This window comes from Streptosporangium sp. NPDC003464 (assembly GCF_053588315.1).
On sequence record NZ_JBSFPS010000001.1, the window covers coordinates 63,273 to 89,685 of the forward strand.

General features: G+C 69.8%; 24 protein-coding genes. 14 read left to right on the top strand and 10 right to left on the bottom strand.

What is annotated here, in order from left to right; all coding sequences use genetic code 11:
- Positions 1-322: 322 nt before the first annotated feature.
- The 9 genes from ACWDS7_RS00325 to ACWDS7_RS00365 all read left to right on the top strand — a co-directional run bounded on the left by ACWDS7_RS00325 (position 323) and on the right by ACWDS7_RS00365 (position 10,012).
- The gene (locus ACWDS7_RS00325; RefSeq protein WP_451927420.1) at positions 323-463 is read left to right on the top strand and encodes a helix-turn-helix domain-containing protein; all 141 of its coding nucleotides are present in this window, start codon (positions 323-325) and stop codon (positions 461-463) included.
- The gene (locus ACWDS7_RS00330; protein WP_451927421.1) at positions 436-822 is read left to right on the top strand and encodes a substrate-binding domain-containing protein; all 387 of its coding nucleotides are present in this window, start codon (positions 436-438) and stop codon (positions 820-822) included. Before ACWDS7_RS00325 ends, ACWDS7_RS00330 begins: the two co-directional genes overlap by 28 nt.
- A gap of 222 nt (positions 823-1,044) precedes the next feature.
- The gene (locus ACWDS7_RS00335) at positions 1,045-2,418 is read left to right on the top strand and encodes an ABC transporter substrate-binding protein (RefSeq protein WP_451927422.1); all 1,374 of its coding nucleotides are present in this window, start codon (positions 1,045-1,047) and stop codon (positions 2,416-2,418) included.
- 79 nt (positions 2,419-2,497) lie between these two features.
- Positions 2,498-3,406: a carbohydrate ABC transporter permease gene (locus tag ACWDS7_RS00340; RefSeq protein WP_451927456.1), complete on the top strand. Its 909-nt coding sequence runs from the start codon at positions 2,498-2,500 to the stop codon at positions 3,404-3,406.
- A gap of 178 nt (positions 3,407-3,584) precedes the next feature.
- Positions 3,585-4,406, top strand: coding sequence for a carbohydrate ABC transporter permease (locus ACWDS7_RS00345; RefSeq protein ID WP_451927423.1), 822 nt, complete (start codon positions 3,585-3,587; stop codon positions 4,404-4,406).
- A 39-nt stretch (positions 4,407-4,445) separates the two neighbouring features.
- Positions 4,446-5,987 (top strand): glycoside hydrolase family 13 protein, encoded by a 1,542-nt coding sequence (locus ACWDS7_RS00350; protein WP_451927424.1) that lies wholly within the window; start codon positions 4,446-4,448, stop codon positions 5,985-5,987.
- Between the two features lie 92 nt (positions 5,988-6,079).
- Positions 6,080-7,078, top strand: a complete 999-nt coding sequence (locus tag ACWDS7_RS00355) for a hypothetical protein (RefSeq protein ID WP_451927425.1) — start codon at positions 6,080-6,082, stop codon at positions 7,076-7,078.
- Between the two features lie 441 nt (positions 7,079-7,519).
- A complete protein-coding gene (locus ACWDS7_RS00360) occupies positions 7,520-8,068 on the top strand; it encodes an asparagine synthase-related protein (RefSeq protein ID WP_451927426.1) in 549 nt (182 codons plus the stop codon).
- A 168-nt stretch (positions 8,069-8,236) separates the two neighbouring features.
- On the top strand, positions 8,237-10,012 hold the full coding sequence (locus ACWDS7_RS00365; RefSeq protein ID WP_451927427.1) for a protein kinase domain-containing protein: 1,776 nt from the start codon (positions 8,237-8,239) through the stop codon (positions 10,010-10,012).
- A gap of 238 nt (positions 10,013-10,250) precedes the next feature.
- On the opposite strand, the gene ACWDS7_RS00370 is transcribed toward ACWDS7_RS00365, so the two are convergent.
- Both ACWDS7_RS00370 and ACWDS7_RS00375 read right to left on the bottom strand, forming a co-directional pair.
- Complete coding sequence (locus tag ACWDS7_RS00370; RefSeq protein WP_451927428.1) at positions 10,251-11,027, bottom strand: methyltransferase domain-containing protein; 777 nt, start codon at positions 11,025-11,027, stop codon at positions 10,251-10,253.
- A 90-nt stretch (positions 11,028-11,117) separates the two neighbouring features.
- Positions 11,118-11,959, bottom strand: a protein-coding gene (locus ACWDS7_RS00375; RefSeq protein ID WP_451927429.1) for an IS5 family transposase whose coding sequence is annotated in 2 segments (ribosomal slippage) — positions 11,118-11,608 and positions 11,608-11,959 — 843 coding nt in all. Because the reading frame shifts where the segments join, the coding sequence is not laid out codon by codon here.
- A 43-nt stretch (positions 11,960-12,002) separates the two neighbouring features.
- On the opposite strand from ACWDS7_RS00375, the gene ACWDS7_RS00380 reads away from it, so the two are divergent.
- Together ACWDS7_RS00380 and ACWDS7_RS00385 are read left to right on the top strand one after the other, a co-directional pair.
- Complete coding sequence (locus ACWDS7_RS00380; RefSeq protein ID WP_451927430.1) at positions 12,003-12,416, top strand: hypothetical protein; 414 nt, start codon at positions 12,003-12,005, stop codon at positions 12,414-12,416.
- A 54-nt stretch (positions 12,417-12,470) separates the two neighbouring features.
- Entirely contained in the window at positions 12,471-12,932 is a 462-nt protein-coding gene (locus ACWDS7_RS00385) for an N-acetyltransferase family protein (RefSeq protein WP_451927431.1), read from the top strand.
- A gap of 209 nt (positions 12,933-13,141) precedes the next feature.
- On the opposite strand, the gene ACWDS7_RS00390 is transcribed toward ACWDS7_RS00385, so the two are convergent.
- On the bottom strand, positions 13,142-13,786 hold the full coding sequence (locus tag ACWDS7_RS00390; protein ID WP_451927432.1) for a LuxR C-terminal-related transcriptional regulator: 645 nt from the start codon (positions 13,784-13,786) through the stop codon (positions 13,142-13,144).
- Positions 13,787-13,798: 12 nt separating this feature from the next.
- Positions 13,799-15,028, bottom strand: coding sequence for a sensor domain-containing protein (locus ACWDS7_RS00395; protein WP_451927433.1), 1,230 nt, complete (start codon positions 15,026-15,028; stop codon positions 13,799-13,801).
- 177 nt (positions 15,029-15,205) lie between these two features.
- Between ACWDS7_RS00395 and ACWDS7_RS00400 the strand changes: the two genes are divergently transcribed.
- From ACWDS7_RS00400 to ACWDS7_RS00410, 3 genes are all read left to right on the top strand, one after another.
- The gene (locus ACWDS7_RS00400; protein ID WP_451927434.1) at positions 15,206-16,675 is read left to right on the top strand and encodes an alpha/beta fold hydrolase; all 1,470 of its coding nucleotides are present in this window, start codon (positions 15,206-15,208) and stop codon (positions 16,673-16,675) included.
- A gap of 665 nt (positions 16,676-17,340) precedes the next feature.
- On the top strand, positions 17,341-17,565 hold the full coding sequence (locus tag ACWDS7_RS00405; protein WP_451927435.1) for a hypothetical protein: 225 nt from the start codon (positions 17,341-17,343) through the stop codon (positions 17,563-17,565).
- 180 nt (positions 17,566-17,745) lie between these two features.
- Positions 17,746-18,411: a class I SAM-dependent DNA methyltransferase gene (locus ACWDS7_RS00410; RefSeq protein ID WP_451927436.1), complete on the top strand. Its 666-nt coding sequence runs from the start codon at positions 17,746-17,748 to the stop codon at positions 18,409-18,411.
- 236 nt (positions 18,412-18,647) lie between these two features.
- On the opposite strand, the gene ACWDS7_RS00415 is transcribed toward ACWDS7_RS00410, so the two are convergent.
- Genes ACWDS7_RS00415 through ACWDS7_RS00440 form a run of 6 tightly spaced genes read right to left on the bottom strand, consistent with a single transcriptional unit; the run spans position 18,648 to position 26,296 of the window.
- Positions 18,648-19,448 (bottom strand): endonuclease/exonuclease/phosphatase family protein, encoded by an 801-nt coding sequence (locus ACWDS7_RS00415; protein WP_451927437.1) that lies wholly within the window; start codon positions 19,446-19,448, stop codon positions 18,648-18,650.
- Positions 19,449-19,507: 59 nt separating this feature from the next.
- Positions 19,508-21,925, bottom strand: a complete 2,418-nt coding sequence (locus ACWDS7_RS00420) for a discoidin domain-containing protein (protein WP_451927438.1) — start codon at positions 21,923-21,925, stop codon at positions 19,508-19,510.
- 20 nt (positions 21,926-21,945) lie between these two features.
- On the bottom strand, positions 21,946-22,812 hold the full coding sequence (locus ACWDS7_RS00425; RefSeq protein ID WP_451927439.1) for a carbohydrate ABC transporter permease: 867 nt from the start codon (positions 22,810-22,812) through the stop codon (positions 21,946-21,948).
- A complete protein-coding gene (locus ACWDS7_RS00430) occupies positions 22,809-23,753 on the bottom strand; it encodes a carbohydrate ABC transporter permease (RefSeq protein ID WP_451927440.1) in 945 nt (314 codons plus the stop codon). Before ACWDS7_RS00430 ends, ACWDS7_RS00425 begins: the two co-directional genes overlap by 4 nt.
- Positions 23,754-23,757: 4 nt before the next feature.
- Positions 23,758-25,032, bottom strand: coding sequence for an ABC transporter substrate-binding protein (locus tag ACWDS7_RS00435; protein ID WP_451927441.1), 1,275 nt, complete (start codon positions 25,030-25,032; stop codon positions 23,758-23,760).
- Complete coding sequence (locus ACWDS7_RS00440) at positions 25,025-26,296, bottom strand: Gfo/Idh/MocA family protein (RefSeq protein WP_451927442.1); 1,272 nt, start codon at positions 26,294-26,296, stop codon at positions 25,025-25,027. The genes ACWDS7_RS00435 and ACWDS7_RS00440 overlap by 8 nt, the downstream gene beginning before the upstream one ends.
- Positions 26,297-26,413: the final 117 nt, after the last annotated feature.

Sequence of the window (26,413 nt, forward strand, 5' to 3'; positions counted from 1 at the left end):
GGGAAGCGGAATCGGGCGACTGTCCCACTGCGGAACAGCAGCCGGACATCTGAAATGTCCTATCGTAATGCTGTAAAAAAATGATTGAGTCAAGCCGTTTCGGCAAGGAAGATCCTGGCGGCCTGGGTCGGCCCTACCCCCTCCTGCGGTGGACGGCCCTCCGAAAGAGTGCCGGAAACCCTATTTCTGGCCGGGTGGTCACAGCCGGCCGGGTGGGGAGAACCCGTCCGGTGGCGCCCCGAGGAGCATGCGCCCGAACGATGCGGCATCCGGTCGCAAAAACGTTGCAAACGCTTGCGAAGATTGTCGTATAGTTGCGGCCATGATGCGCAGGCTTGCCGAGGTGGCCGGGAAGCTCGGGATGAGCGAGGCGACGGTGAGCCGCGTCCTCAACGGCAAGCCCGGCGTCTCGGAGGCGACTACGGGCGGATCCTGGTGCGGCGCCTGCCCGCCGTCCTGGTGAACGCCGCGGCCGGGCACCTCGGCTTCCCGCAGGTCTCCTGCGACGACGTGGCCGCCGCGCGGATGGCGGCCGGGCACCTGCGCGCCCTCGGGGCGGTGCGCGCCGCCCGGCGGGCCGGTCTGCGGGTGCCGCGGGACGTCTCGGTGATCGGCTACGACGACTCGGCGCTGATGAACTGCACCGAGCCGCCGCTGACCACGGTGCGCCGGCCGATCGAGGCGATGGGGCGCGCGGCGGTGGACCTGCTCGTCGCCCAGATCGACGCGGTCGCCGTGCCGGGCGACGAGCTGCTGTTCGAGCCCGAGCTGGTGGTGCGCGCCTCCACCGCCCCGGCCGGCCGCAGGCCCGTACCGGCCTGACGGCCGCGGTGGCCGCGCCCGGCCCGGGAGCCCGGCGCGGGAGCCCGGCGCGGCGGCCGGTGCGGCGGCCCGGTGCCGGTAGGGGGTCGGCCGGGCGGTGATCGGAGGTCGGGCGGCTGCGGATAGCTTCCTGTCACTTTTTTGCATCATGCATGACGGCCTCTTGCTCGGTCCTGCACGTCTCTATATGTTTCTCGCAACCGACCCGCCAAGGAGTCCCCTATGAAACCCCGCAACCTCTCGATGCTGCTCGCCGCGGGCATCGTCCTCACCGCCGCAGGTTGCGGCAGTGACAGCGGTGCCCAGAAGGCCGCCGACACCAAGCCGGGCACCGCGGCCGCCGACGCCCCGGTCACGATCACCGTGGGCTGCCAGCCCCCCAAGAGCAATCCGCTGGAGCGCGCGGCGTGGGACGAGGACGTCGCCGCGTTCCAGAAGCTGCACCCGAACATCACGATCGAGAGCAAGGACGCCTTCCCCTGCATCAACCCGGACACCTTCCAGGCCAAGCTGGCCGGCGGCACGATGGAGGATGTCTTCTACGTCTACTTCACCGACGTCCAGAAGATCATCGCTGCCGGTCAGGCGGCCGACATCAGCCCCTACGTCAGCAGCGTCACCAGGCTGGGCGATCTGCGGCCCGACGTCATGAGCGTCTTCAAGAGCGGTGACAAGACCTACGGCCTGCCCAGGACCAACTACTCCACGGGCCTGGTCTACAACCGCAAGCTGTTCGCCCAGGCCGGCCTGGACCCCAACAGCCCGCCCAAGACCTGGGTCGAGGTGCAGGAGGCGGCCAAGAAGATCGCCGCGCTCGGCCCCGGCCACGTCGGGTTCGGCGAGTACAGCGCGGGCAACACCGGCGGCTGGCACTTCACCGCGTCCCTGTACGGCCGCGGCGGCGAGATGGTCGGCCCCGACGGCAGGACGGCCGCCTTCAACAGCCCCGAGGGCAAGGCCGTCCTGGAGAACCTCAAGAAGATGCGCTGGACCGACAACAGCATGGGCGCCAAGCAGCTCCTGCAGTGGGAGGACCTGATGCGCATGATGGGCGGCGGCAAGCTCGGCATGATGATCGGCGCCCCCGACGTCGTCCAGTCGGTCAACAACGACTTCAAGGGCAAGTTCGACGACTACGGCGTGACGGCGCTGCCGGAGGCCAAGGCCTCGCTGAGCGGCGGCGACGGCTACCTGTTCAACCCCAAGGCGACGCCGGAGAAGATCAAGGCCGGTCTCCTCTGGCTGGAGTTCCACGAGCTGACCCCGGACCAGGGACAGTTCAACTACGAGCGGAACAAGGGCCAGGGCCGTCCGGTCGGCCTGCCCACCCCCGACCTGTACGGCGACACCGCCCCCGGAAAGCAGATCGTCGAGACGCGCAAGAAGTTCGCCACCGTGCCGGTGGAGCACTTCGCCCCCTACGCGGAGGCCTCCGCGACGATCCAGAACAAGATCGAGCCGCCGAGGGCCCAGGAGCTGTACGCCATCCTCGACGTGGCCATGTCGGCAGTGCTGACCAGGCAGGACGCCGACATCGACAAGCTGCTCGCCGATGCCGAGGCCAAGGCCAACAAGGTGCTGGCCAAGTCCAGCTGACCCCTCCGGTACCCGGGATGCCGGCCCGTCGGCCGGCACCCCGCCAGACGTCGAGATCGGAAGTCGACCGATGACCACAATGACCGTGAAGGGATCACGGCGCCGGGACCCGGGGGGGTTCCGGCGCGGCCTGCGGCGTAACCTTACGGCCTACGGATTCCTCTGCGGGGCGCTGATCTGCTTCGCGTTCTTCTCCTGGTACCCGATGGTGCGGGAGATCATTCTCAGCTTCCAGCAGACGAACTTCGTCGACGAGCCCACCTGGGTGGGGCTGGACAACTTCCGCACGGTGATCGATGACGCGGCCTTCGCCGACGCCTGGATCAACACCGCCGCGTTCACCGGCCTGGCGCTCGTCTTCGGCTATGTCGTGCCGTTCGCGGCGGCGATCATCCTCAACGAGCTGCGGCATGCGAAGGCCTACCTGAGGTTCGTGGTCTACCTGCCGGTGATGCTGCCGCCGGCCGTCGGGGTGCTGCTGTTCAAGTGGTTCTACGACCCGGGCCCCGGCCTGTTCAACCAGATCCTGGACCTGGTGAACATCCCGGCGCTGAGCTGGCTGGACTCCACCGACACCGCGCTGATCTCCCTGGTGGCCGTCTCCACCTGGATGAACATGGGGACCGGGACCCTGATCTACCTCGCGGCGCTGCAGAGCATCCCGGGCGAGCTGTACGAGGCCGCCGAGCTGGACGGGGCCGGCCTCTTCAAGCGGGTCTGGCACGTCACGATCCCGCAGACCAAGCTCATCCTGCTGGTGATGCTGCTGCTGCAGATCGTCGCCACCATGCAGGTCTTCATCGAGCCCTATCTGATGACCGGCGGCGGCCCGGAGAACGCGACGCTCACCGTCGCCTACCTGATGTACCAGTACGCCTTCAACTTCGGCGACTTCGGCGCCGGCGGCGCGCTGGGGCTGATGCTCATGGTCGTGCTGATGGTGTTCTCCGCCTTCTACCTGCGTATCTCGCGGGACAACCAGAGCTAGGGAGGCTGTAGCACCCATGTCGAACGTCACCGTTCAACCGAGCCGCCCGACTCCGGCCCCGCGGCCCGGACCCACTTCCACCAGAGCCCGGCGCGGCGCCCGCAAACGGCCCGGAGAGGTCAGGCCGCAGTTCCGCGGCGTGGTCTCCCCGCACACGCTGAAATCCCCCCGCGGACGAGTGATCTACTGGATCGTGCTGGTCGCGGTGGTGGTGAGCTTCACCGCGGCCTTCGTCTTCCCGCTCTACTGGATGGTCACCGGCGCGCTGAGGTCGCCCGAGGAGCTGGCCCAGATGCCGCCCAGCTTCTTCCCCGAGTCGCTCGACTTCGAGGTCTACGCCGAGGCGTGGGACCAGCTCAACCTGGCCCGGTTCCTCGGCAACACGCTCCTGTACGCCAGTGGCGCCCTGCTGTTCACGCTGGCCGTCGACGTCACGGCCGCCTACGCCCTGTCCAAGCTGCGGCCCGTGCTGGGCAAGCTGGTCCTGGGCATGATGCTGGCCACGCTGATGATCCCGCCGATGGTGATCCTGCTGCCCGCCTACCTGACGGTCAAGGATCTGCCGATCTTCGGCTGGGACCTGCTGAACACGCCGTGGGCGATCTGGCTGCCCGCGGCGGCCAACGGGTTCAACGTCTTCCTGCTCAAGCGCTTCTTCGACTCGATCCCCAGGGAACTGCTGGAGGCGGCCCAGATCGACGGCGCCTCCCCGGTGCGGATCCTGTGGTCGATCGTGCTGCCGGTGTCCCGGCCGATCATCGGCGTGGTGTCCATCCTCTCGGTGGTCACCTGCTGGAAGGACTTCGTCTGGCCGCTGCTCGTACTGCCGGACAGCGAGAACATGTCCATCAGCGTGGGCATCGCCTCACTGTCGGCCCAGATGCCGCAGAACGTTCTCATCGCCGCACTGGTGATCGCCAGTCTGCCCGCCATCATCGTCTTCTTCGTCTTCCAGCGCAGCATCATGGCCGGCCTGACCGCCGGCAGCCTCAAGGGCTGACCTCGTCACCCACCTTCAATCGCAAGGAGTTGTCCCAGCATGTCTGAAACGTGGTGGCGGGGAGCCGCGATCTACCAGGTCTACCTGCGGAGCTTCGCCGACGGCAACGGCGACGGGATCGGCGACCTCGCGGGCCTGCGGGCCCGCCTGCCGTACCTCTCCGACCTGGGAGTCGACGCGATCTGGCTCAACCCCTGGTATCCATCGCCGATGGCCGACGGCGGCTACGACGTCGCCGACTACCGTGACATCGAACCGTCCTTCGGCACGCTCGCCGAGGCGGAGGAGTTCATCGAGGAGGCCCACGAGCTGGGCATCCGCGTCATCATCGACGTGGTGCCCAACCACAGCTCCGACCAGAGCGCGTGGTTCCAGGAGGCGCTGGCCGCCGGACCGGGGTCGGCGGCCAGGGAGCGGTTCTGGTTCAGGGACGAGCCGGGCGACTGGAAGTCCATCTTCGGCGGCCCGGCCTGGACGCAGGTCCCCGACGGGCAGTGGTACCTGCACCTGTTCGCGCCCGAGCAGCCCGACTTCAACTGGACCAACCCGGAGGTCCACCGGGAGTTCCACGACGTGCTGCGGTTCTGGTTCGACCGCGGCGTCGACGGCATCCGGATCGACTCGGCCGCCGTGCTGGTCAAGGACTTCGGCGGCGGCGACCCCGACGGCTACACCGACCTCCCCGAGGTGCACGAGGTGTACCGGAGCTGGCGGCGCCTGTCCGACGAGTACGGCGAGCGGCTCCTGGTCGGCGAGGTCTGGTTCCCCGACCAGGAGCGCTTCGCCCGCTACCTGCGCCCCGACGAGCTGCACACCGCCTTCAACTTCGACTTCCTGGGCTGCCCGTGGGACCCGGCCGCGCTACGTGAGTCGATCCGGCAGACCCTGGCCACGCACCGGCCGCTCGGCGCCCCGGCGACCTGGGTGCTGTCCAACCACGACGTCGCCCGAGTGGTCACGCGGTACGGCAGGGCCGACACCTCCTGGGACCACGGCGACCGCCGGGACGGGGCGCCCTCCGACCTTGAACTCGGCCACCGCCGGGCCAGGGCGGCGGCGCTGCTGGCCATGGCCCTGCCCGGCAGCGTCTACGTCTACCAGGGCGAGGAACTCGGCCTCACCGAGGTCGACGACATCCCCGACGAGCTCCGCCAGGACCCGATGTGGCACCGTTCCGGGCACACCGTCCCGGGCCGCGACGGCTGCCGCGTGCCGTTGCCCTGGTCGGGAGACGAGGCGCCGTTCGGCTTCGGCGCCGGGTCGTCGTGGCTGCCGCAGCCGGAGGCGTGGAAGAAGGTCACCGTCGAGGCCCAGGGAGCGGATCTGGGCTCGATGCTCAACCTCTACCGCGCCGCCCTGCGCATCCGCCGCGAGGAGCTCGGCGACGGCACCATGAGCTGGATCGACGCCGGCGACGACGTGCTGGCCTTCACCCGCGAGTCCGGCCTCACCTGCGTGGTCAACCTTGGCGCCGGGCCGGTGGGACTGCCGCCCCACGACGCCGTGCTGCTGGCCAGCGGCCCGCTCGGCGACGCCGGGGAGCTGCCGTCCGACACCGCCGTCTGGCTCCGCACGGCCTGACCGGAGCCCGCCGCGGGGCCGGGGCGCTCCGCCGTACCCGGCCTCCGCCGCCCGCCCGAGGATTTGTCGGAGGTCTCTGGAATCTTGGCGGCATGACCCTCTTCGTCTACCGCAGCCACTACGAGGGCCCGCTCAGCAAGCGGGTCCGCCGTCTGCCCGACGCCACGATGCTCGACTGGTTCCGCCGCGGCTGGGCGGCGGTGGTGCAGGAGGGGCACGACACCGAGGCGTGGATCGCGGCCGAGCTGGGCGGGCCGGTCTACGGGTTCGGCACGATCTTCGAGGCCGCCCGCCGGGACGGGATCGCGGCCCCCGGCACCTGGCAGGAGCTCCGCGACCTCCTGCAACGGCACCTCTACGTCGAGGGCGAGGTGCGGGCCGACGAGCGGAGCGTGCGGGTGCTGACCGACGACGACGAGGTCGAGCTCGCCTACTTCTTCCTCGACGACTCCCTCGTGCGGGCCCGCGCCGACCGCCTGGCCTATCTGACGCACGACGGCTGGCCGCTGCCCGAGACCGTCGGCGGGGCGGAGCCCGCCCCGTTCACCTCGCCGGTCCCGGTCGAGGAGCTCGCGCCGGCCCGGCCCGGGGGAGCGGGCATCACCTACGCGGTCCTGCTGACCTTCTGCGACAGCGAGAGCATCAGCTGGCTGACCCCGTGGTCCTTCCCCGGCATCCGGCTGCCGGAGCTCGCGGCCCACCTGCGGGCGCTCGACCCCGGCAGCGGCTGGCCACGGGAGCTGACGGTGCTCCGCGCGCTGACGGCCCCCGGCGACGGCGGGATCGGCCCCGCGCTGAGCCGCTGCAACCGGTGGCCGGACATGGAGCAGTTCCTCACCGGGGAGCACCGCCCCCTCCACGAGGACTCCATGCGGCTGCTGGAGACCGCCGAGCTGGAGCAGGGCCGCGACCCCGACCGGACCCTCGTCCGGCACTCCCCCCACCTGGCCCAGATGTCGATCCACATGAACGACTTCTTCGGTCACCAGCAGTGGTTCCTGTTCGACGACGTGTGGGCGGCGGGCAACGCGGACCTCGCCCGGTCCCTGCTGCGCTACGCCCACGGCTGGGATCCGCTGGAGGCCGGGTGAGAGCCGGCCGCCCGCCAGGCGGGCACCGGCCCGGCGGGCCGCCCTCACCTGGAAGAGCACCGCGCTCAGCGCGTCGGGCCCGGCCCTCAGGGCAGCGGCCCGCCGGCACCGGTCTCCAGCGGCGCCATGGGCATTGCCGTACGTAACGCGTTCGCCATCCTCCTGCGGCACGTACGTCGGTCATGGTCGCCCTCCGCCCACCAGTCATGATCACTCAAAGTAAGATCGCGGAAGTGAAGAGTGGTCAAAGGGTGGGTCCGTCGACGGAGACGGCGTCCGGCGGACCATGCCGTGTCGTGCTGCTCATCGGGCAGTTGATGGTCGGTGGCACCGAGAAACAGGTGTTCCTCCTGGCGACGGGGCTGCTCCGCAGCGGTGTGGCGGTCGCCGTGGTGACGTTGCACTCGGGCGGCCCCTACCGGGACGCGCTCGAACTGGCGGGTGTTCGGGTGCACAACGCCGGGTTCACCTACGTCCCGGCCCCTGGTCGATTTTCGAGGGCATCAGCAAGCTCCCGCCGGGCTCGACTCCTCGGCGATCCCCAGCTTCCTGGTGGCCGAAATGAGCAGCCGGGAAGTGACGGTGGTGCTCAACGGGGACGGCGGAGACGAGTCCTTCGGCGGCTACTGCCGCTACGTGATGCTGCGGCAGGCCTCTCGGCTGTGGGTTCCGCCGATCGCCTCTCCACTGCTGGACGTGGCGGGCGGGCACCTGCGGGCCGCGTCGCGGCAGGGCTCGCTGGCCCGCAGAGTGGGGTGGGGCATGGAACTGGCGGGGCTGCCGGTGGCCGACAAGTACACGCGTCTGATGTCCTGCTTCACCGAGAAACAGCAGCGGGAGCTCTACACGCCGGGGCAGCGCAGCCGGGTGGCGGGCGTCCGCAGCGGCGCCATCGTCGAGCGGGCCTTCGAGGAGTCGTCGGCCGGCTGCGACCTCACCCGGGTCATGGATGTCGACGTCAACACCTACCTGCCGGGGGCCTGCTGGTGAAGGCCGACATCAGCACGATGGCATCCTCTCTGCCTCGTCCTCACGGCCACCTTCATCGCCTGCCGGTTCTCCACGCACAGACCGGCCCGTTCGTTGTTTCCGGCCAAAGGCGCTCTTGCCCGTAGTTTGGTGTGGATCATAGAGGGGCGGAGGGATCGGGGTGTTGTGGTGAGGACGCTGTCAGGGCGGTATGAGCTGCTGGAGCCGTTGGGGCGCGGCGGTATGGGGGTGGTGCACCGGGCGCGTGACCGGGAGCTGGAGCGGATCGTGGCGGTCAAGGTGCTGCCCGCGCAGATGCTGCGCGATGAGGACTTCCGGGCCCGGTTCCGCCGGGAGGCGCGGGCGGCGGCGGGCTTGTCGCATCCCCACATCGCGACCGTCTACGACATCGGTGAGGACACCGGTGACGGGGATCCGGTTCCGTATCTGGTGATGGAGCTGGTGGAGGGCGGAACCCTGGCCGATCTGCTGCGCCAGGCGCCGCCGACCCCGAACGAGGCCGGGCAGATCGTGGCGGCCGTCCTGGAGGCGTTGGAGCACAGCCACGAACGGAAGATCGTGCACCGCGACATCAAGCCCGCCAACATCATGGTCCACCGCGCCGGCGGCCGGGTGCGGGTGAAGGTGATGGACTTCGGGATCGCCAAGCTCATGTCGGAGACGGCCACCCGACTGACCGCCACCGGGACGCGGATCGGCACCCCGTCCTACATGTCGCCCGAGCAGGCCGACGGCAAGCCCGCCGACGCCCGCTCGGATCTGTACTCCACCGGATGCGTGCTGTACGAGCTGCTCACCGGTCGGCCGCCCTTCACCGGGGACTCGCCCGCCGTCGTGCTCTTCGGGCACCTGCACAAGACCCCGCAGCCGCCCTCACAACTGATCCCGGCCCTGGCCCCCTTCTGGGACCAGATACTGGCGACCGCGCTGGCCAAAGACCCCCAACAGCGCCACCGGGATGCCGCGGCGATGCGCCAGGCCATCGAAACCGGCTTGGCCGCCCCCACCGCCCAGGCGCCCGCGCCGGCCCCGCCCCCCACGTCCGCACCGGCTACCCGGCTTCACGTCTCCCCACCTGTCGACCCGGCGCCCACCGGACCGGCACCCCACGCGCCGGCCCTCCACGCACCCGGCTCTCCCGGTCTCGGGGATCGGTCCGCGCCCGCATCCGCACCGCGAGAGCACGTCGCTGCCGCGCCGGACCGGGTCCTGTCCCGCCGCCGCCTGCTCACCGGGCTGGGCGTCGCAGGGCTGGCCGCCGCCCTGCCGGCCGCCTACTACACCTTCACCCGGAAAGAGACCGCCCCCCTCCTCGGCCAGCCCCTCACCGGCCACACCGGCGGGGTCTCCGCGGTGGCGTTCAGCCCGGACGGCAAGATCCTGGCCGCCGGCAGCGGTGACGACACCGTGCGGTTGTGGGACGTGGCCACCAACACCTCAATCGGCCGCCCCCTCACCGGCCACACCGACAGCGTCTACTCGGTGGCGTTCAGCCCGGACGGCAAGATCCTGGCCGCCGGCAGCGGAGACAAGACCGTGCGGTTGTGGGACGTGGCCACCCGCACCCCCATCGGCCGCCCCCTCACCGGCCACACCGGCGGGGTCTCCGCGGTGGCGTTCAGCCCGGACGGCAAGATCCTGGCCGCCGGCAGCAGTGACGACACCGTGCGGTTGTGGGACGTGGCCACCCGCACCCCCATCGGCCGCCCCCTCACCGGCCACACCGGCGGGGTCTCCGCGGTGGCGTTCAGCCCCGACGGCAAGATCCTGGCCACCGGCAGCGGTGACGACACCGTGCGGTTGTGGGACGTGGCCACCCGCACCCCCATCGGCCGCCCCCTCACCGGCCACACCGACTGGGTCGTGTCGGTGGCGTTCAGCCCCGACGGCAAGATCCTGGCCACCGGCAGCAATGACGGCACCGTGCGGTTGTGGCAACTGTGAAGTGATTCCGATCGATGATCAAGCCTGCGGCCCGTTTCTGCCGTATTCCGGTGGCACCCGCTCCTCGTCGTCTGCGAGCCCGGCCGCCGGGATCTGGTCGTTCACAGCGTCGATGACGGCCAGGTCGCTGGGGTGGCCTTTATGGCGCAGCGGGACGTCTACTGGGTGACGCTCCCGCTGGACGAGCGGGTCGTCCACACCGGCAACGATGTGGCCGAGGCGATCCGCTCCCTGGTCTTCAAAGCCCGCGCCTGACCAACACGCTCCAGCCTCGCCTTCTGGGTCGCCGTCGCGCCTCAATGAGGAAGCGGTGATCGCGCGTTACGAAAGCGCCCTCGGCGCGGATGCGGTCATGAAGCCGGCGTAACGCGCCGTCGTAGCGATCGAGGTCGAAGTCGCGAATCTGCCAGGGAACAGCCCGCAGCTGGAAGACGACAGCGGCGATATCGTGAAAGACGTAGTCGATCATCTCTTCGCGCGCGTCCAGCACGTCCAACCCTTGGCTCCGCAAGCGCTCCACCGCGATGGTCAGGGTCCAGCCGTCCGGATCGACGGGAGGCGGCGCTCCCAAGGCGTTGTTCAGAGCCAGGCTGTTACGGCTGCCCACCTGCTGCGTGAGCAGCCGACCGGTTGGCACAAGAACGCGAGCCACCTCGGCCGTGTTCAACCCGCCGTGCCTGTTGAGCACGAGGTCGAAAGCAGCGTCGCGTGTCGGGATCCGGTTGGCGGCGCCGCCCAGCACCACAACCCCGTATGGCCGCAGCCGCTCGGCCGCGACTGGGATGTTGGGCTGCCACGCCTCCGTCGCGACCGTGTGCTGAGGCAGTGGAGCAAGCGAGGCCAGGACCTCGCCTCCGCCCGTGTCGACATCCAGCGGTCGGCGCGCCACCGAGAGGAGCTTCGAGGCCCGGTGGCTATAGGACCACGACGGCTTTCCACCCTTCGTACGCCCGCTGAAGTCCCAGCCTGGCCCTCCCGCACGGGCAGACGCCGCGATGGCCTGCTCGATGAGCATGTCATAACCGGGCACGCGGCAACGCTAGTGAGCATCGCCGGAACCGGCCACTCAATTATGAGATCCCCCCTTGAGGGTGTCTGAAAAGCGTCAGGTTGTTGTTCGGGCGAGGCGGTGGAGCAGGGTGAGGGCCATCGTCAGGTAGATGGTGTTCTCGGAGGTGACGGGCAGGTATTCGTAGTCCTTGGCCAGGCGGCGGTAGCGGCCCAGCCCGGCGAACGTGCGCTCCACCACCCAGCGGCGCGGGACCACCGCGGACCGGGGCACGATCCGGGGCGGCGCGCCCACCGGCGCCCAGGTGCTCCGCATACCGCCGTCGCGCCGGACGACCACCTGCAAAGTGATGCCGGTAACCTGCTTGGCCCGCGCCAGGAACGGGCCCCGGTAGCCCTGATCCACCCAGCCGTAGGCCAGGCGTGGGAAGGAGTCGCCGAGGCCGGTCAACAGCACCGCGGCCCCGTCCCGGTCACCGATGTTCGCCGCGCTCACGTGCGCCTTGCAGACGATCCCGAGCGTGTCGACGAGCAGATGACGCTTGCGCCCGTTGACCTTCTCGGCGCCGTCGTAGCCGTGGAGCCCCCCTTTTCGGTCGTCTTCACGCTCTGGCTGTCGAGAACACCCGCGCTGGGCAGCGGGTGCCGGCCCTGCCGGACGCGTTCGCGTTCCCGCAGCACCGTCATGATCTGCTCCCAGCGACCCTCGATCCGCCACAGGCGCCAGTAGTGGTAGACCGTCTGCCAGGGCGGCAGATCGTGCGGCAGCAGCCGCCAGGCACAGCCGGCCCGCAGCCAGTAGGCCAGCGCGTTGACGACCTCTCGTCGCCCATGCACCGCGGGGCGTCCGCCCGGCTTGACCGGCGGAACCAGCAGGACAAGGGCCTCCCATTCGGGATCGGACAGATCCGTCGGATACGCAGCGCGCTTCCTCGACATCGTCGGCCTCCCGTACTCCACAACGGGCCACTACACCACCAACATGCCCATTCAGGAACTTTTCGGACACCCTCTAAGGGCAGACCTGGCAAGGCTCAAGATCGACTTGACTGGTGCAGAGAACTTCACCCGCCGCAAGGTCGAGCCGGGATCGTGCGTCAGGCTTTACGGAACGCCCTGTCGGCACGGGCACGCCTGCCTGAGATGTCCGATGCTGCGGCCAGATCCAGCGCAAGCGATGCGGCTCGCAGAGATCATCACGAATCTGCACGACCGGATACGCGGAGCCATCGAACACGGCCGGCTCGGCGAGGTCGAGGGGCTCCAGGTGAGTCTCGCCGGCGCCCGCCAGAAGCTTCAGCAAATGCGGAAGCTCCGCGCGCAAGCCCGGACCGTGGATCTGCCGACGCCGGCTGTTCCCGGCTCGGGCCGGCCGCCACGTTCGACGCGAACCTGACCGGCTTCTGATACGCGCCCAACGCAGACCTGACCGTACGGCAGGATGGGCGCCATGGTGGAGATCAACTTCCTCGCTGAATCCGACCGCGCCTGCTGGGAACTGCTGGCCCGTGGCAAAGACACATACTTCAAGGTCGAACGGAGCGACGACGACTACGAACGGACCTGGCGACGCCTGCTCGACGACGAGCAGATACGCGGGATCGCCGCTCGGCTGGACGGCAGAATGGTCGGCATCGCGCACTACCTGTTCCACGCCAGTGTCTGGTACGCAGGGAAATGCTATCTGGCGGACTTGTTCGTGGACGCGGAGGTCCGGCGGCGGGGTATCGCGACGGCAGTGATCGAGTGGGTGGCGCGGGACGCCAAGGAGCACGGCTTCCCAGGTCTCTACTGGAACACGTTGGAAGACGCTCCGGCTCGGGCGCTGTACGACAAGGTGGGCAAGTTCCACAAGGGGCTCATCCACTACGCCTACCGGCGGGACGCGGACCAGACCTCCACCCGGCGCTGAGGGGCGACCAGGACAGGGCGATCTCGACGGGACCGACGGCAGCCGGCGGAATGATCCCGTCGACCACTCGAGCCGATCAGCGAACGGGCATCCAGTCCGGAGAATGTAGTCGGCCCGTAGGCGGATGATCGTTCTGCCTGCCGGGACTGGGGCCGAAGGATGCCTCTTGGCGCTTGAGGGGCAGGCTGCGGGAGCGTGTATGGCGATGGTCAGGCCTGCAGGTAGCGCAGGACGGCGAGTACCCGGCGGTGGTCGTTGTCCGACGGAGACAGGCTGAGCTTGGTGAAGATCTGCGTCACGTGCTTCTCCACCGAGCCGTACGACAGGAACAGCGCAGCGGCGATGGCGTTGTTGGAACGTCCCTCCGCCATCATGGCCAGCACCTCGCGTTCCCTCGGGGTGAGCGTGCCCAGGGTCTCCGTGCGGTGGCTGGCGCCCATGATCTGGGTGACGACCTCGGGGTCGAGGACGGTCTGCCCGGCCGCGATCCGGTCGAGCGCGGCCAGGAAGTCCTTGACGTCGGCGACGCGCTCCTTCAGGAGGTAGCCCACGCCATGGGCGCCGCCGGCGAGCAACTGGGCCGCGTAACGCGTCTCGATGTACTGGGAGAACACCAGCACGCCCACACTCGGATGATCACGGCGGATCTGGATCGCGGCCCGCAGGCCCTCGTCGGTGTGGGAGGGCGGCATGCGTACGTCGACCACGGCGATGTTGGGACCGTGTTCCGCCACGGCCGCCAGGAGCGCGTCGCCATCTCCCACGGCGGCCACCACCTCGTGGTCGCGGGAGGTGAGCAGCATGCACAGGCCCTCCCGGAGCATCACGGCGTCCTCGGCGATCACGATGCGCATGCACTGCTCCGTTCAGATGTGCAGGGGGAGCTCGACTGTGATCACCGTAGGTCCTCCGGCCGGGCTGTGAATGTCGATCATGCCGTCCAACGTCTGGACCCGGGCGGCCAGGCCGCGTAATCCGGATCCGGTGCCGATCGCCGCGCCGCCGGTGCCGTCGTCGCGCACCCGCAGGGTGAGCAGGCCATCACGCACCCGTACCTCGATGGCGGCGTGCCGGGCGCCGCTGTGCTTGACCACGTTGGCGAGCAGTTCCGTCGTGCAGAAGTAGGCGACGGCCTCGATGGCCGGCGCCGGTCGCTCCGGCAGGTCGGCTTCGAACCGGGCGGGGATCGGGCTCCGTGCGGTGAGCGTGGCCAGGGCGACCTCCAGCCCTTGGTCGAGCGCCGGCGGGTGGATGCCGCGGATCAGGTCACGCAGCTCGGCCATCGTCTCCTTGGCGTTGCGGTGGGCGCTGTCGACGAGGACGCGGGCGCGCTGGAGCCGTTCGGGCTGGTCGGCCTGCTCGAGCTCGTCCTGGGCCATGCCCAGGCTCATGGCCAGCGTCACCAGCCGTGCCGCCGTCCCGTCGTGCAGGTCCTGCTCGATCCGGCGGAGCCTGGCGACCGCTTCCTCTGCGGCCAGCGCCCGTGCCTGCTCCAGCCGGCGGATCCGGGCGTCGCCCGGCCCGGGCCCGAGCAGCGTACGGGCGAGCATGCGCTCGGGGGCCAGGGCGAGGTGGACGCCCCACGGGGCGAGGAGCAGCAGCGCCAGCCCGGCGGCGCTCACCAGCGCCGCAACCGGCCAGCCGGGGGGAGACAGGTGCGCCAGGGCGGAGGACTGCCCCCACAGGGGGCAGCCGAGCAGGAGCAGGCCGCCTCCCCACAACCCGGCGGCGGCCGCGCAGGCGACCACGGCCGCCGGCAGCCGGAGCAGGCTATGGATGACGGCGCGCCATCCCGTCACGTCACCGAGCGCCGAGCCGAGCCGGTTCAGCAGGCCCGGCCCGGCACGGAACGGGCCGGGATCGGGCACCCGCACCCCGGCCCACGCTCGTGCCAGCCGTCGATTTGCCGTGCCGAGCCCTCTGGCCGCCATCACGCTCAGGGCCAGCATCGGCACTCCAACGAGATTCGCCGTCAGGATGACGCTCAGCAGCACGAGAACGAGATGGACCAGGCCGGCTCCCACCATGAACGGCAACATCAGCGCGTAACCGAGCTCACGCTGCGACCGCTCCCGCACCGGAGTAGTGATCAGCACACGCACCTCTCTGCTTGCCTGTCCACGCTGCTCCTCGCCAGACGCCGCACGCCGTCCAGCCTGACGGACACGCACGCGCGAGAACAGCCGGCCAGCCCGTGGGGGACATCCCGAAACCAACACGGAGGACGTCCCGGTGGTGGCCATCCGGTCGGTGTCACCAGAGTGATCACCGTGATGACAACCAAGCAGCGGCGCAGGCGCGGCAGGACCAGAGGGCTGGTCATCGGTGTAGCGGTGGCGGCGCTGGCAGGAATGACCCCGGCAGCATCCGCCGCTCAAGAGGCACAGCCGACCTGGCGGGACTGCGCAGGCCAGGGCATATCCGCCGGGATGCGGTGCGCCGCGATCGAGGTGCCCGTGGACTGGGCCGAGCCGGACGGGTCGAAGATCAAACTGGATCTGGCCCGGCTGTCCGCCACCGAGCCTGCGCGCCGGATCGGCAGCGTGCTGGGTATCCCCGGCGGTCCCGGAGCCAACGGGATCGACGACTTGAAGCGCGCCGCGGCCGACCTCACCGAACTGGGCCGCAGGTTCGACCTCGTCGCCTACAGGCCGCGCAACAGCGTGTGGCGGGATCGGATTCCCCCGTCCTGCATGGAGCCTGGAACGACACTGTCGGAGCCACAGGGCCCGAAGCAGTACAAGGCATTGGCCGCGGCGATGACCAAGGCCCTCAAAGCCTGCCAGGACGCGGACAAGACCGGCCTGTTCGCCCACATGGACTCCCTGTCGGTGGCCAGAGACATGGACGCGATTCGCGGGGCTCTGGGCGAGGAACGGCTGAGCTTCATGGCCAACTCCTACGGAGGGGTGCCCGCCGCCGCCTATGCGCGGCTGTTTCCGCAGCGCATCCGGGCCATGTACCTCGACGGGACGATCAACCAGGTCGACGGCTGGCCGGACCAGGCGTTGCGGGCTCTGCCCGTCCGGGAACAGCTCTTCACCAGATTCACCACCTGGTGCGCGGACACCCCCGCCTGCGCGCTGCACGGACAGGACGCCGGGGCGGTCTGGCGCAAGCTCATTCGAGACGCCGATCGCAGGCCGATCCCGGTCACGTCGCCCGAGCTCGGCAAGGGTGAGCTGACCGGATGGCACCTGAGGAGTTTCGGCTTCGTCATCTACGGCGACCCGGGACCGAACAACTCGCGGTGGCTGGCCTTCGCCGAGGCGGTCGACAAGGCCCGGGGCGGGGACGGGTCCGGGTTCGCCGCCGCTCTCGGCAACGCGCGGATCTGGGCCGCGCCCGGAGCGCTGGCGATGACGTGCGCGGATGAGCGTGGCTACAGCAGCTACGCGCAGCTGCAGAAGTTCCGCCGTCAGGCGCAGAAGATCTCGCCGAACTTCGGGGGAGCCTCATTCGACGCGCTCGGATGCACCGGTTGGCCGCTGCAGGTCGCCAACCCGTCCCGACCACTGAAGACTCGCGGCCTGCCGCCGTTCCTGGGTGCCGGCAGCACGTGGGGCGACTACGCGTGGACCGAGAGCTTCACCGGGATGATCCCGGGATCGGTGGCCGTCGCCTACGACGGGCCCGGCCACGCCCTGTACCTGTCGGGCAAGAAGTGTCCGATCCGATACGCGACCACGTACCTGACCGAGCTGAGGCTGCCCAAGCCGGGTACCACCTGCTCTGCCGAATGACCCGACGATCGGCACCACGGAACGGTCATGATGAGGGCGCGGGTTGATCTGGTGGCGCAGAACGGCTCTCCGTTCATGGAGCCGTTCAGGGATGCGGATGGCTTGGTCGTAGTTGCCGACCTTGGTCTGGTCGTGCCAGAGCATCGGTGGTCCGCCCAGCCGGCTGATGCACTCCAGTCGCAGGTTCAACACTTCGCCGGCGCGGAGACCGGTGAGGATCAGCGTCGTGACCACCCTGCGGCGCTTGGGCCTGCAGATAGGCACTGAGTTCGACGCACCCTCGCCGATCCACCTCGAACGAGTTTCCGCTGCGGGGTGGGTTGGCGGTCGACCGGGTGTCCATCCAGTCAGCAGGTCGCGTAGCCAGCGCTGGGAGACCCGCGTCAGGTCGATGTGACTGCCGCGGCTGGGGAAGCGGACGCCGTAGTGTTCGGTCTCGATGAATCCGGCGTCCTTGGTGTCTTGCCGGGTGAAACAGACCAGTCGCAGATGCTCCAGCATGGCCGTGGCGACCTGCCGGCGGCGTAGGTTCGTGCGCTCGAGGTCGAGATCGGCCAGTGAGGTGACTGCTTGATCGCGGCAGTCGTCGGCGACGTACTGGATCCACGGAATGGGCCAATGCGCGCCGCGGTCGGGGGTTTGGCCCACCCTTCGGCGTCCTGGATGTGGCCGGCGACGACGGGGGAGCCTTCCTTCCACCGGCCGTGCCGGGAGATAGGCGCGAGCCCCTTGCCGGAGCGCTCCGCGAGATCGCCGCGACCCACACGCCGGCCGCCCGTGCCGCGGTGTACGGCGCCGGCGCGGTCGCCGCGCGGGAGGCCGACGAGCGCATCGTCGCCGAGGATGTCACGCGGGCCGCCGACGAGCGCCGCTCGGGTGAGGCCGCGTGAGCCACCGATTCGGCGAGCTGCGGACCGTCCAGCTCGGCGACCGCGAGGAAGTCCGCCTCACCGTGTCCGGCGACCCCTACCACACGTTCTACAACGACAACGTGCTCACCGCGTCTCGCGGCTGTCAGATGCAGGGAAACAAGATCATAATGTGCCGGCCAGGCTCTAACATGGCTGCCCATGACAGAGCCGGACCTTCTCACCGCCACCCGCGCAGCGTACGACGCCGTCGCCCCTCGCTATGCCGAGGACATCCCTGAGCGTTACCGTTCCAACCCACTCAACCACGCAATGATCCCCGTTTTCGTCGAGTTGATCCAAACCCACGGCGGCGGCCTGGTGGCAGACGTGGGATGCGGCCCCGGCCACGTCACGGCACATCTGCATTCCCTCGGAGTGACCGTCTTCGGTGTGGACCTGTCGCCGGAAATGATCGGGCTTGCTCGGAGCCTGCATCCAGAACTGCGCTTCGAGGTCGGAGTGATGGATGCTCTCAAGGTCGAGGACGCTGCTCTGGCCGGTGTCCTCGCCAACTACTCCATCATCCACACCCCGCCCGAACGGCTCTCCGAAACGTTCGCTGAGTTCCACCGCGTGCTCGCGCCCGGGGGCCATCTGCTGCTCGGCTTCCCGGCCTACGACGACGGCACCAAGCTGGCCGAATCATTCGACCATGTCGTGTCACTCGCCTACAGGTATTCGCCTGACCGCATTGCCGAGCTGCTCCTCAGCGCCGGGCTCACAGAGGTAGCCAGGCTAGTCGTTTCCCCCGAGGAGGATCCCAAGCGGGGCTTCCCGCAGGCATACCTCCTGGCCCGCCGCGCGATCGTGGCACACGTGGATTGATCAACGTGGTGTCGAGCGGCAGGAGCGGCCGGCAAGCAGTCTCCGGCCGGCGTGCAGCCGCTGGTGAGGCGGCGGAAGCCGCGTCCGGATCCGAGGCGGCCTTCCTCGATTCCACACGCGGGTCGGAGGGTTCACCGCCGAGCTTGACGGCTGCCCCGCAGCTGCCGGTAGACCAGCACCACCGTCCACCTCGCATGCCTTGCGGCTGGGCGCCGGCCTCCAGGCCCGCATCCGTCTCATCCCTCCGGCAGCAGTACGTCCACGAAGACCGGCAGGTGATCGGAGGCGTCGCCGGCCACCACCGTCGCCGATCTCACCTCGACCTCCGGTGAGGCGAACACGTAGTCGATGCGGGAGCCGGTGGCGGGATAGGTGTGGCCCGCTCCCGCGCCGGCCTGGGACCAGGAGTCCCTCAAGGATGGGGCCAGCACGCGGATCTCAGGTGTGCCGGGCAGGGCGTTGAAGTCCCCGGTCAGGATCACCGGCCCCTGCCGTCCGGCGATCAGCGCCTGAACGGCTCGTGCCTGTTCCAGCCGTTCGGCCGCGTCGTCGTCCTGGAGGTGGGTGGTGCAGATCCGGACGGGCACGCCGTGGACGACGATCGTGGCCCGCAGCAGCCCGCGCTGCTCGCTGCCGGGGAACCCGGGCAGAGAGGTGTTGCCGGAGTCGCGGATGGGGAAGCGGGACAGGATCGCGGTGCCGTACTGGCGGCGCGGGTCTCCGGGGGCGGGCGGGTCGAGGTCCAGGTTGGCGCCGTAGGCCACGTCCATGCCCAGTTCGGCGGCCAGCCAGGTCGCCTGGTCCACGAACTCGCTGCGCTCCGAGTAGTGCCGGTCCACCTCCTGGAGACCGGCGACGTCGGCCTGGCCCCCGCGGATCACGTCGGCGACGCGCCGCAGGTCGAGGCGGCCGTCCGGTCCTCGTCCGTGGTGGATGTTGAAGGTGGCCACGCGCAGGTGGCGGGCCGGGGCGTCGTGTTCGGGCGCGGCCGGACGCGCCGGCGGGACTGAAGGCTCACCAGGCGTCTGTGCGGGCAACGGCTGCCGTCCTTCCGGTCGGGGGTGCGGCCCGCGCCGAGGCGCGGGCCGCACGTGGGTCAGGAGGCGACGATCTCATAGAGGGCGATGTTGCCCCACTGGAGGTTCGCGTCGTGGACGGTCAGCCGGATCTTACGTGTGGTGACCAGGCTCGGCAGGGTGATGGCGCTGGTCTCCACCTTCGCGCTCAGTTCCTGCCAGCCCGTCAGGTGGTGGGCCGCCTGTGTCACCCACCGGGTTCCGTCCCAGGTGTCGAGCGAGACGTCGGTGACGCCCTGCCCCTTGGCCCAGGCGGTGTGCAGGGTGACGGCGGCGATCTGCCTGTCCTTGCCGTAGTCCACCACGAACTCGCCGGGGAAGGTCACGCCGGTGCTCACCGATGCCCACGGGCTGCTCGGATCGCCGTCGACGAGCGCGTCCACGCTGTTCGTCGGTGATGTCGGGAAGGTGGTGCTCGCCACCGCTGTCGGCCCCGGCCGGTACGGCTCGCTCGCCGCGGGCACGCCGAGGGCGATCTCGTTGATCTGGATCGGACTGCCCGCCGCCTTGACGACCAGGCGGACCCGCGTGGCGGTGACGGTCTCCGGCAGGGTGATCACCTGCTGCTCGACGGTGTCGTCGTCGGTCTTCCAGACCGGCTCCGCGCTCGCCCTGCTGACCCACCGGCCGCCGTCGTGGGTCAGCACCTCGACATCGGTGATCGCGCGGGAGGCGGCGTGCGCGGCCGACAGCGTGACCGTGCGGAAGGCACGCGCGACCGGATAGGTCAGCTCGACCACGCCGGGCAGGCGCGGCTTGGGCACGCTCCGCCAGGCCGTCGCCGGGTCGCGGTCGGCCAGCCGCTCCAGGTGGCCCTTCGGCACGAGCGTGCCGCTGACCTGACCGGGGGCGACCTCCCGCTGGAAGGCGCCGAGGTCGGGGGCGCCGTCGGGGATCGGGGTGCCCGCGTAGTCGTGTTCGGCCGGCACGCTCACGCCCGCGTCGAAGGCGGGCGAGCCGTCGAGCGGCCGGTAGCTCGCCGGGTTCTCCCGGCCGGGTGCGGACAGCTTGGGGTCGGCGACGACGGCCGCGTGGTCGTTGCCGGTCGGCGGCTGCGCGGTGCCCCAGTAGAGGTTGTGGTCGTAGATGATGCTGTTCTTGTTGTCGAAGCCGGCCCCGGCGAGGTTGACGAAGACGTTGTTGCGCACGACCACGTCCGCGGCGTTGTTGTACAGGCGCACGGCCCGCTCGAAGCGGTACGTGCCCGCGCCGCTGTAGGGCGGCTTGACCTCGACGGCGCGGTCGGTGATGTAGAGGGTGTTGTTGAGGAAGTGGGTGCCCGTGGTGGAGGTGGAGGCGGCCAGGCCCTCGTAGCCGTCGTTCCTGCTGATGTTGTAGCGGACGACCGTGTCCTTGGTCGGGGCGGCGGGGAAGGAGACAGCGAGGAAGAAGCCGCCGTCGTTGTCGTGGCTGTAGTTGTACTGGACGAGGCTGCGGTTGTTGTCGGCGTCGGCGTCGAAACCGTGGCCGTCGCTGCCCGGGCCGTTGAACCCGGTGTGGGAGACCTCGTTGTGCTGGACCACGATGTCGTCGTTGCCCTGCCACCAGATGCCGACGTTGCCGCCGGTGGTCTTGGTCCTGCCGCGTACGGCGCGTTCCACCCGGTTGCGCTCGATCACGGCGCCGGCGGTGTGCATCGGGGTGATGCCGCCGCCGGTCACGTCGTGCACGTGGTTGTCCCGGATGCGGACGCCGGTGCTGGGCGTCCAGGTGACGACCTCGCTGTCGGGGATGCCGGTCTCCACGGGGTACAGGCTGGTCATGCCGCTACGACGGGACCACGTGGACCACATGATGAGGCCGTAGGAGCCGATCTTGGAGATCTCGTTCCGCTCCACGACCAGGTTGTGGAAGTACGTCGGCGTCGTGTTCCCCCGGATGGAGATGAGCAGCCCGGCCGCCGCGACGCTGTGGCCGCCCTGGCCGTTGACGTCATGGATGTTCAGGTTCCGCAGCGTGACGTTCTCCAGCCGGCCCGCGTCCTTGGCGGACAGGTTGACGCCGCTGCGGTAGAGGGAGGTGTCGGCGCTGTAGTTGGTGACCTCCAGGCCGTCGACGGTGAAGTCGTGCACGTCGCTGATCCGGACGGCGGCGTCCACCTGGCCCTGCCCGTCGATGACCGGCTTGGGGCCCGTGCCGTAGGAGCCGACGAACGCCGGGCGGCCCGGCGCGCCCGCGCCCTGCACGGTGAGCCGGCCCGCCCACCGCTGCCCGGCGCGGAACAGCAGCCGGTCGCCCGGGCCCAGCCGCACCTGACCGGCTCTGTCCAGGCTCCGCCAGGCCGTGTCCGGGCTCTGTCCCGAGGCCGCGTCGTCGCCCGATGCGGCGTCGACGTAGAAGGTCTGCCCGGGGCCGGCCGTCCGCGCCTGGGCGGGTACGGCCGGCGACACCATCATGGCGAGCAGGGCGAGCCCCACCCACCCGAACCGCGTACGCAAATTCTGTTCCTTTCGGGGGGTCATTTGCCGATTCCGGCGGTCATGCCTTCGACGATGCGGCGCCCCAGCCACAGGTAGAGCACGATCATGGGGTAGATCAGGATCACGATCCCGGCGAACAGGCCGCCCCAGTCGGAGCTGTACTGCATGGAGCTGTAGAGGTTGAGCAGCGCCGCGGGCAGCGTGCGCTCCTCGGGCAGCGGCGAGATCAGCAGCACGAGCAGCGTCTCGTTCCACAGGCCGATGATGTTCAGGACGAGCACGGTCATCACGCCGGGCCTGGCGACCGGCAGCACGATGCGGACGAAGGCGCGCAGCGGGCCCGCGCCGTCGATCTCGGCGGCCTCCTCGATCTCGTGCGGCAGCGAGCGCATGTACCCGGTCAGCACGAACACCGCGAACGGCAGCGACAGGATCACCTGGAAGACCAGCAGCGTGATCCGGTTGTCCCACCAGCCGGTGACCCAGTCCTCCATGAAGGTGTAGAGCGACAGTTTGATCACGACGATGGGGATGACCAGGGTCTGCAGCGGGATGCTCAGGCCCATCGCGAAGTAGCCGGTCAGCGGGCCCGCCACCCGCCGGTTGGAGCGGGCCAGCACGTACGCCGCGGGTGCCGACAGCGCCACGATGAGCAGTGAGCCGAGCAGGGTCAGGACCGTGCTGTTCAGCGCGGCGGCGGAGAACTCGGCCGCCTGCCAGGCGGAGGCGTAGTTGTCCCAGTGCGGGTCGGTGGGCAGCGAGAACGGGTTGAGCCACACCTCGCCGGAGTCCTTGAGCGACTGCATGCCCACCCAAAGGACCAGCGCGAGGTTGAAGGCCACCCACGCCCACAGGGCGATCGCGGTGGCCCGCGGCAGCAGGACGTCGCCGATCAGGCGCCTCATGACAGCTCCACTCGTTCGCGCCTGGTGATGCGCCGGGTCAGGGCGATGAGCACGGCGGTGACGAGCAGCACCACGACGCCCATCGCGGCGGCGTTGCCGAGCTGGGGTATGGCGTTCCCGGCCACCAGGGAGTACTGCTGCACCGCCACCGTCCTGGCCTGCAGCGGCGGGCTGCCCGGCGTACCGCCGGTGGTGAACGCGAGCACGATCTCGAAGATCTTCAGGCTGTTGACCACCCACAGCACGGCCGACACCGCGAAGACGTCCCAGGTCAGCGGCAGCGTGATGTGCCGGAACTGCTCCCATCTGGTGGCCCCGACGATCTGGGCGTCCTCGTAGATGTGGGCGGGGATGGAGTCGACCGCCGACATCATCAGCGCCACGTAGAAGCCGGTGCTCGACCAGACCAGGCCGCCCACGATGCAGCGGAAGACCAGGTCGGGCCCGAGCCAGGGCTGCGGGTCCAGGCCGAGCCAGCCGAGGGCGGTGTTGACCACGCCCTCGGGGTTCAGCAGGAAGCCGATGGCGGCGCCCACCGCGATCATCGAGATGATCATCGGCAGGAACATCACGGACCGGATGAAGGCGCGGCCCTTGATGTGCCGCAGCACCATCATCGACAGGAACGTGAAGCCGAAGACCAGTCCGCCGCCGGCCAGCGCCAGCACGAACGTGTTGACGAACGACGTGCGGAAGGCGTCGTCGTTCAGCAGCGCCAGGTAGTTGTCCAGGCCGCGCCAGGTCATCTCCGAGCCGGGCCCCGCCCAGGCGTTGAGGCTGACCCAGAACCCGAACAGCGAGGGCGCGACGAACAGCGCGGTGTAGGCGACGAGCGCGGGGAGCAGGAAGGGCCAGAAGGCCCGTTCGCGCCCCGGACGCAGAGCCCTGGCCTTGACCGGCGGCGCCACGGGGGGCGCCTGGGTGAGGGTTCCCGCTCCCATCGGCTCAGTTCTTGTTCGCGAGGTAGTCGGCGGTCGACTTCTTGCCCTCGGCGACGAACGCGGCGGCGTCGATCTTGCCGGAGATGAGCTTGTCGTGCAGCGGCAGGAACCGGTCGTTCCACCAGGTCTTGTCGGCGGCGGCGTCGTCGTAGGTGCGGTGCGTGGCCGCGGCCTCGGCGACCGCCTTCTGCACGGCCACCAGGTGCTCGGGCGCGGGCACGTCGGCCCGCGAGGGGATGTTCAGCGCGCTGGTGGAGATCTGCTCGACGTACTTCTTCTGCAGCGCGAAGGCCAGGAACTTCTTGGCGGCCGTCACGTTCGCGCCCTTGGCGTTGACGCCCCAGCCGAGCGTGCCGACCTCGACGGAGTTCTTGCCGCCCGCCGGGAGCTGGAAGGAGGCGATCTTGACGCCCGCGGCCAGCTTGGGCTTGGTCTCGCTGGCCAGCCAGGTGCCGTTGAGGTTGAGGTCGTAGCGGCCCTGCGCCCAGGCGTCCTGGGCGGCGGGAAACTTGGTGGCCATGAAGTCCTTCTGGAAGTAGCCGCCCTCGGCGAGCTGGGCGACCTTCTGGGCCGCCGCGAGGACCTCGGGCCTGTCCCAGGCGGCGGCGTCGGTGGCCAGCGCCTTGAGGGTGCCGGCGCCGCCGGCCCGGACGAGGACGCTGTAGAACCAGTACACGTTGTAGAAGTTGATCGTGCCGTCCTGGCCGATCGGGGTGCGGCCGTCCTTCTTCGCCCGGTCGAGGTAGGCGATGAAGTCCTCCCAGCTCTGCGGCGGGGCGCTGGCCAGGTCGGGGTGCTTGGCGGCGTCGAACCAGACGGCGGTGGAGATCACCGTGTGCGGGACGAACGCCAGGCCCTTGTCGTTGGAGGAGGCCTGCCGCACCGACTCGGGAAGGACGTCCTTGACCGTCTTGCCCTCGCCCGGCACCTCGGCGCCCAGCACGTCGTCCAGCGGGGCGACCAGGTTCTGCGCGGCGTAGGTGGCCAGGTTGTCGGTGGAGGTGTCGAACAGGTCGGGGCCCCGGCCCGAGGCCATCTCGGTGGACAGGTTCTCGTTGCCCTTGCGGCCGACGAACTTCACGTCGACCTTGGTGCCCGACTGCTTGGCGAAGTCGTCGAAGAGCGCCTTGATGATCTTGCCCTGCGGCTCGTCGGCGCCCCACGAGGAGCGGTAGGTCAGCACCTCCTGGACGGTGCCCGGGTCGCTGTTCTTCTTGCCGCACGCGGTCAGGCCCAGGGCGAGGGCTCCGACGGTGAGGACTGCCGTCAACTTACGCATGATGGGGGCCTTTCACGGGAGGGGTGAGGGGGACGACGGCCCCGGTGTGCCTGGCGCGTTCGGCCGCCCAGACCACCCGGTGCGTCGCGAGGCTTTCGTTACCGCTGGTCAGCACCAGCGAGGGGTCGCCGTGGGCGACCGCGGCGACGAACGCGTCGAGCAGCGCCTCGTCGCCGCCGCCGTGACCGGTGGCGGCCGAGGCGTCCGCGCCGGCGTGAGTGTCGATCACCGACACCTTGTCGGTGAGGAAGTCGTGCAGGCGCAAGGTCACGCCGTCGCCCTCGATCGAGCCGTGGGTGCCGAAGACGCGTGTCTTGCGGTGCTCAAGGGCGGCGAAGGCGGTGACCGTGCAGGTGGCGGAGGTGCCGTCGGCGAACTCCATGGTCACGACCTGCGTGTCGACCACGTCGTTGTCGCTGGCGTAGACGCAGCGGCCGTACGGTCCCTCGCGCAGCGCGGTCAGCACTCCGGCCTCGGTGTGGTCGTGCGTGACCGCCGACAGCGGCCAGAACTCCTTGAACGGGTCGCCCAGGCAATCGAGGTAGATGCGCTTGGCCGAGTACGGGCAGGTGGACTCGATCGGGCAGTCGAGGCAGCGGTCGGCCGCGCCGGCGGGCCGCTGCTCGGCGCGGAAGTGCACCAGGTTGCCGAAGGAGGAGATCCGCTCGGGCAGCGCGCCCTTCACGTGGATGATCCAGTCCAGGTCGTGGCAGGCCTTGGCCAGCAGCATCGGGGCGGACTCGGCCTCGTTGCGCCAGTTGCCGCGCACGAAGGAGTGCGCCTGATGCCACCAGCCGACCTGCTCCAGGTGCTGGATGTTCATCACCTGGCCGATGCGACCCTCGTCGATGAGCGCCTTGAGCGTCCTGGTGTAGGGCGTGTAGCGCATGACGTGGCAGACGGCCAGCAGCACGCCGTGCCGCTGCGCGGCCTCGGCGATGGCGGTGGCGTCCGCCTCGGTCGGCGCCATCGGCTTCTCCAGCAGGATGTGGTAGCCGAGTTCGGCGGCGCGTACGGCGGGCTCGACGTGCATGCGGTCCTGGGTGGCCACGATGATCGCGTCGGCCAGCCGGTCGCCGGCCAGCAGGTCGCGCCAGTCCGCGAAGACGTTCCCGGCCGGGATGCCGTGCTCGTCCGCGAGGCTCTGTCGTCGGTGCGGATCCGGTTCGGCCACCGCGACGACGCGGGCCCGGCCGCTCTCCAGGGCGCGGCGGGCGTAGCCGAGCCCGCGCAGTCCCGCCCCGATGACGGCGAGTGTGACCATGAGTGTCCTCTCCGACTTATTAATGGTGCTTGGTTTTATTAGTTCACGCCGGAGACTGTCAAGGACGAAATCCGCGGAGGTCCGCGGCCGTGCCGAGGGTCGCCGAGGGCCCCGGCG

What these genes read in the sequence shown, in the direction of transcription:
- ACWDS7_RS00325 (WP_451927420.1), top strand. Translation starts at nt 323, where the DNA reads ATGATGCGCAGGCTTGCCGAGGTGGCCGGGAAGCTCGGGATGAGCGAG.
- ACWDS7_RS00385 (WP_451927431.1), top strand. Translation starts at nt 12,471, where the DNA reads ATGGTGGAGATCAACTTCCTCGCTGAATCCGACCGCGCCTGCTGGGAA.
- ACWDS7_RS00340 (WP_451927456.1), top strand. Translation starts at nt 2,498, where the DNA reads ATGACCGTGAAGGGATCACGGCGCCGGGACCCGGGGGGGTTCCGGCGC.
- ACWDS7_RS00390 (WP_451927432.1), bottom strand. Translation starts at nt 13,786, where the DNA reads ATGCGCATCGTGATCGCCGAGGACGCCGTGATGCTCCGGGAGGGCCTG.
- ACWDS7_RS00400 (WP_451927434.1), top strand. Translation starts at nt 15,206, where the DNA reads ATGACAACCAAGCAGCGGCGCAGGCGCGGCAGGACCAGAGGGCTGGTC.
- ACWDS7_RS00435 (WP_451927441.1), bottom strand. Translation starts at nt 25,032, where the DNA reads ATGCGTAAGTTGACGGCAGTCCTCACCGTCGGAGCCCTCGCCCTGGGC.
- ACWDS7_RS00350 (WP_451927424.1), top strand. Translation starts at nt 4,446, where the DNA reads ATGTCTGAAACGTGGTGGCGGGGAGCCGCGATCTACCAGGTCTACCTG.
- ACWDS7_RS00430 (WP_451927440.1), bottom strand. Translation starts at nt 23,753, where the DNA reads ATGGGAGCGGGAACCCTCACCCAGGCGCCCCCCGTGGCGCCGCCGGTC.
- ACWDS7_RS00440 (WP_451927442.1), bottom strand. Translation starts at nt 26,296, where the DNA reads ATGGTCACACTCGCCGTCATCGGGGCGGGACTGCGCGGGCTCGGCTAC.
- ACWDS7_RS00355 (WP_451927425.1), top strand. Translation starts at nt 6,080, where the DNA reads ATGACCCTCTTCGTCTACCGCAGCCACTACGAGGGCCCGCTCAGCAAG.
- ACWDS7_RS00380 (WP_451927430.1), top strand. Translation starts at nt 12,003, where the DNA reads ATGCCCATTCAGGAACTTTTCGGACACCCTCTAAGGGCAGACCTGGCA.
- ACWDS7_RS00335 (WP_451927422.1), top strand. Translation starts at nt 1,045, where the DNA reads ATGAAACCCCGCAACCTCTCGATGCTGCTCGCCGCGGGCATCGTCCTC.
- ACWDS7_RS00410 (WP_451927436.1), top strand. Translation starts at nt 17,746, where the DNA reads ATGACAGAGCCGGACCTTCTCACCGCCACCCGCGCAGCGTACGACGCC.
- ACWDS7_RS00370 (WP_451927428.1), bottom strand. Translation starts at nt 11,027, where the DNA reads ATGCTCATCGAGCAGGCCATCGCGGCGTCTGCCCGTGCGGGAGGGCCA.
- ACWDS7_RS00425 (WP_451927439.1), bottom strand. Translation starts at nt 22,812, where the DNA reads ATGAGGCGCCTGATCGGCGACGTCCTGCTGCCGCGGGCCACCGCGATC.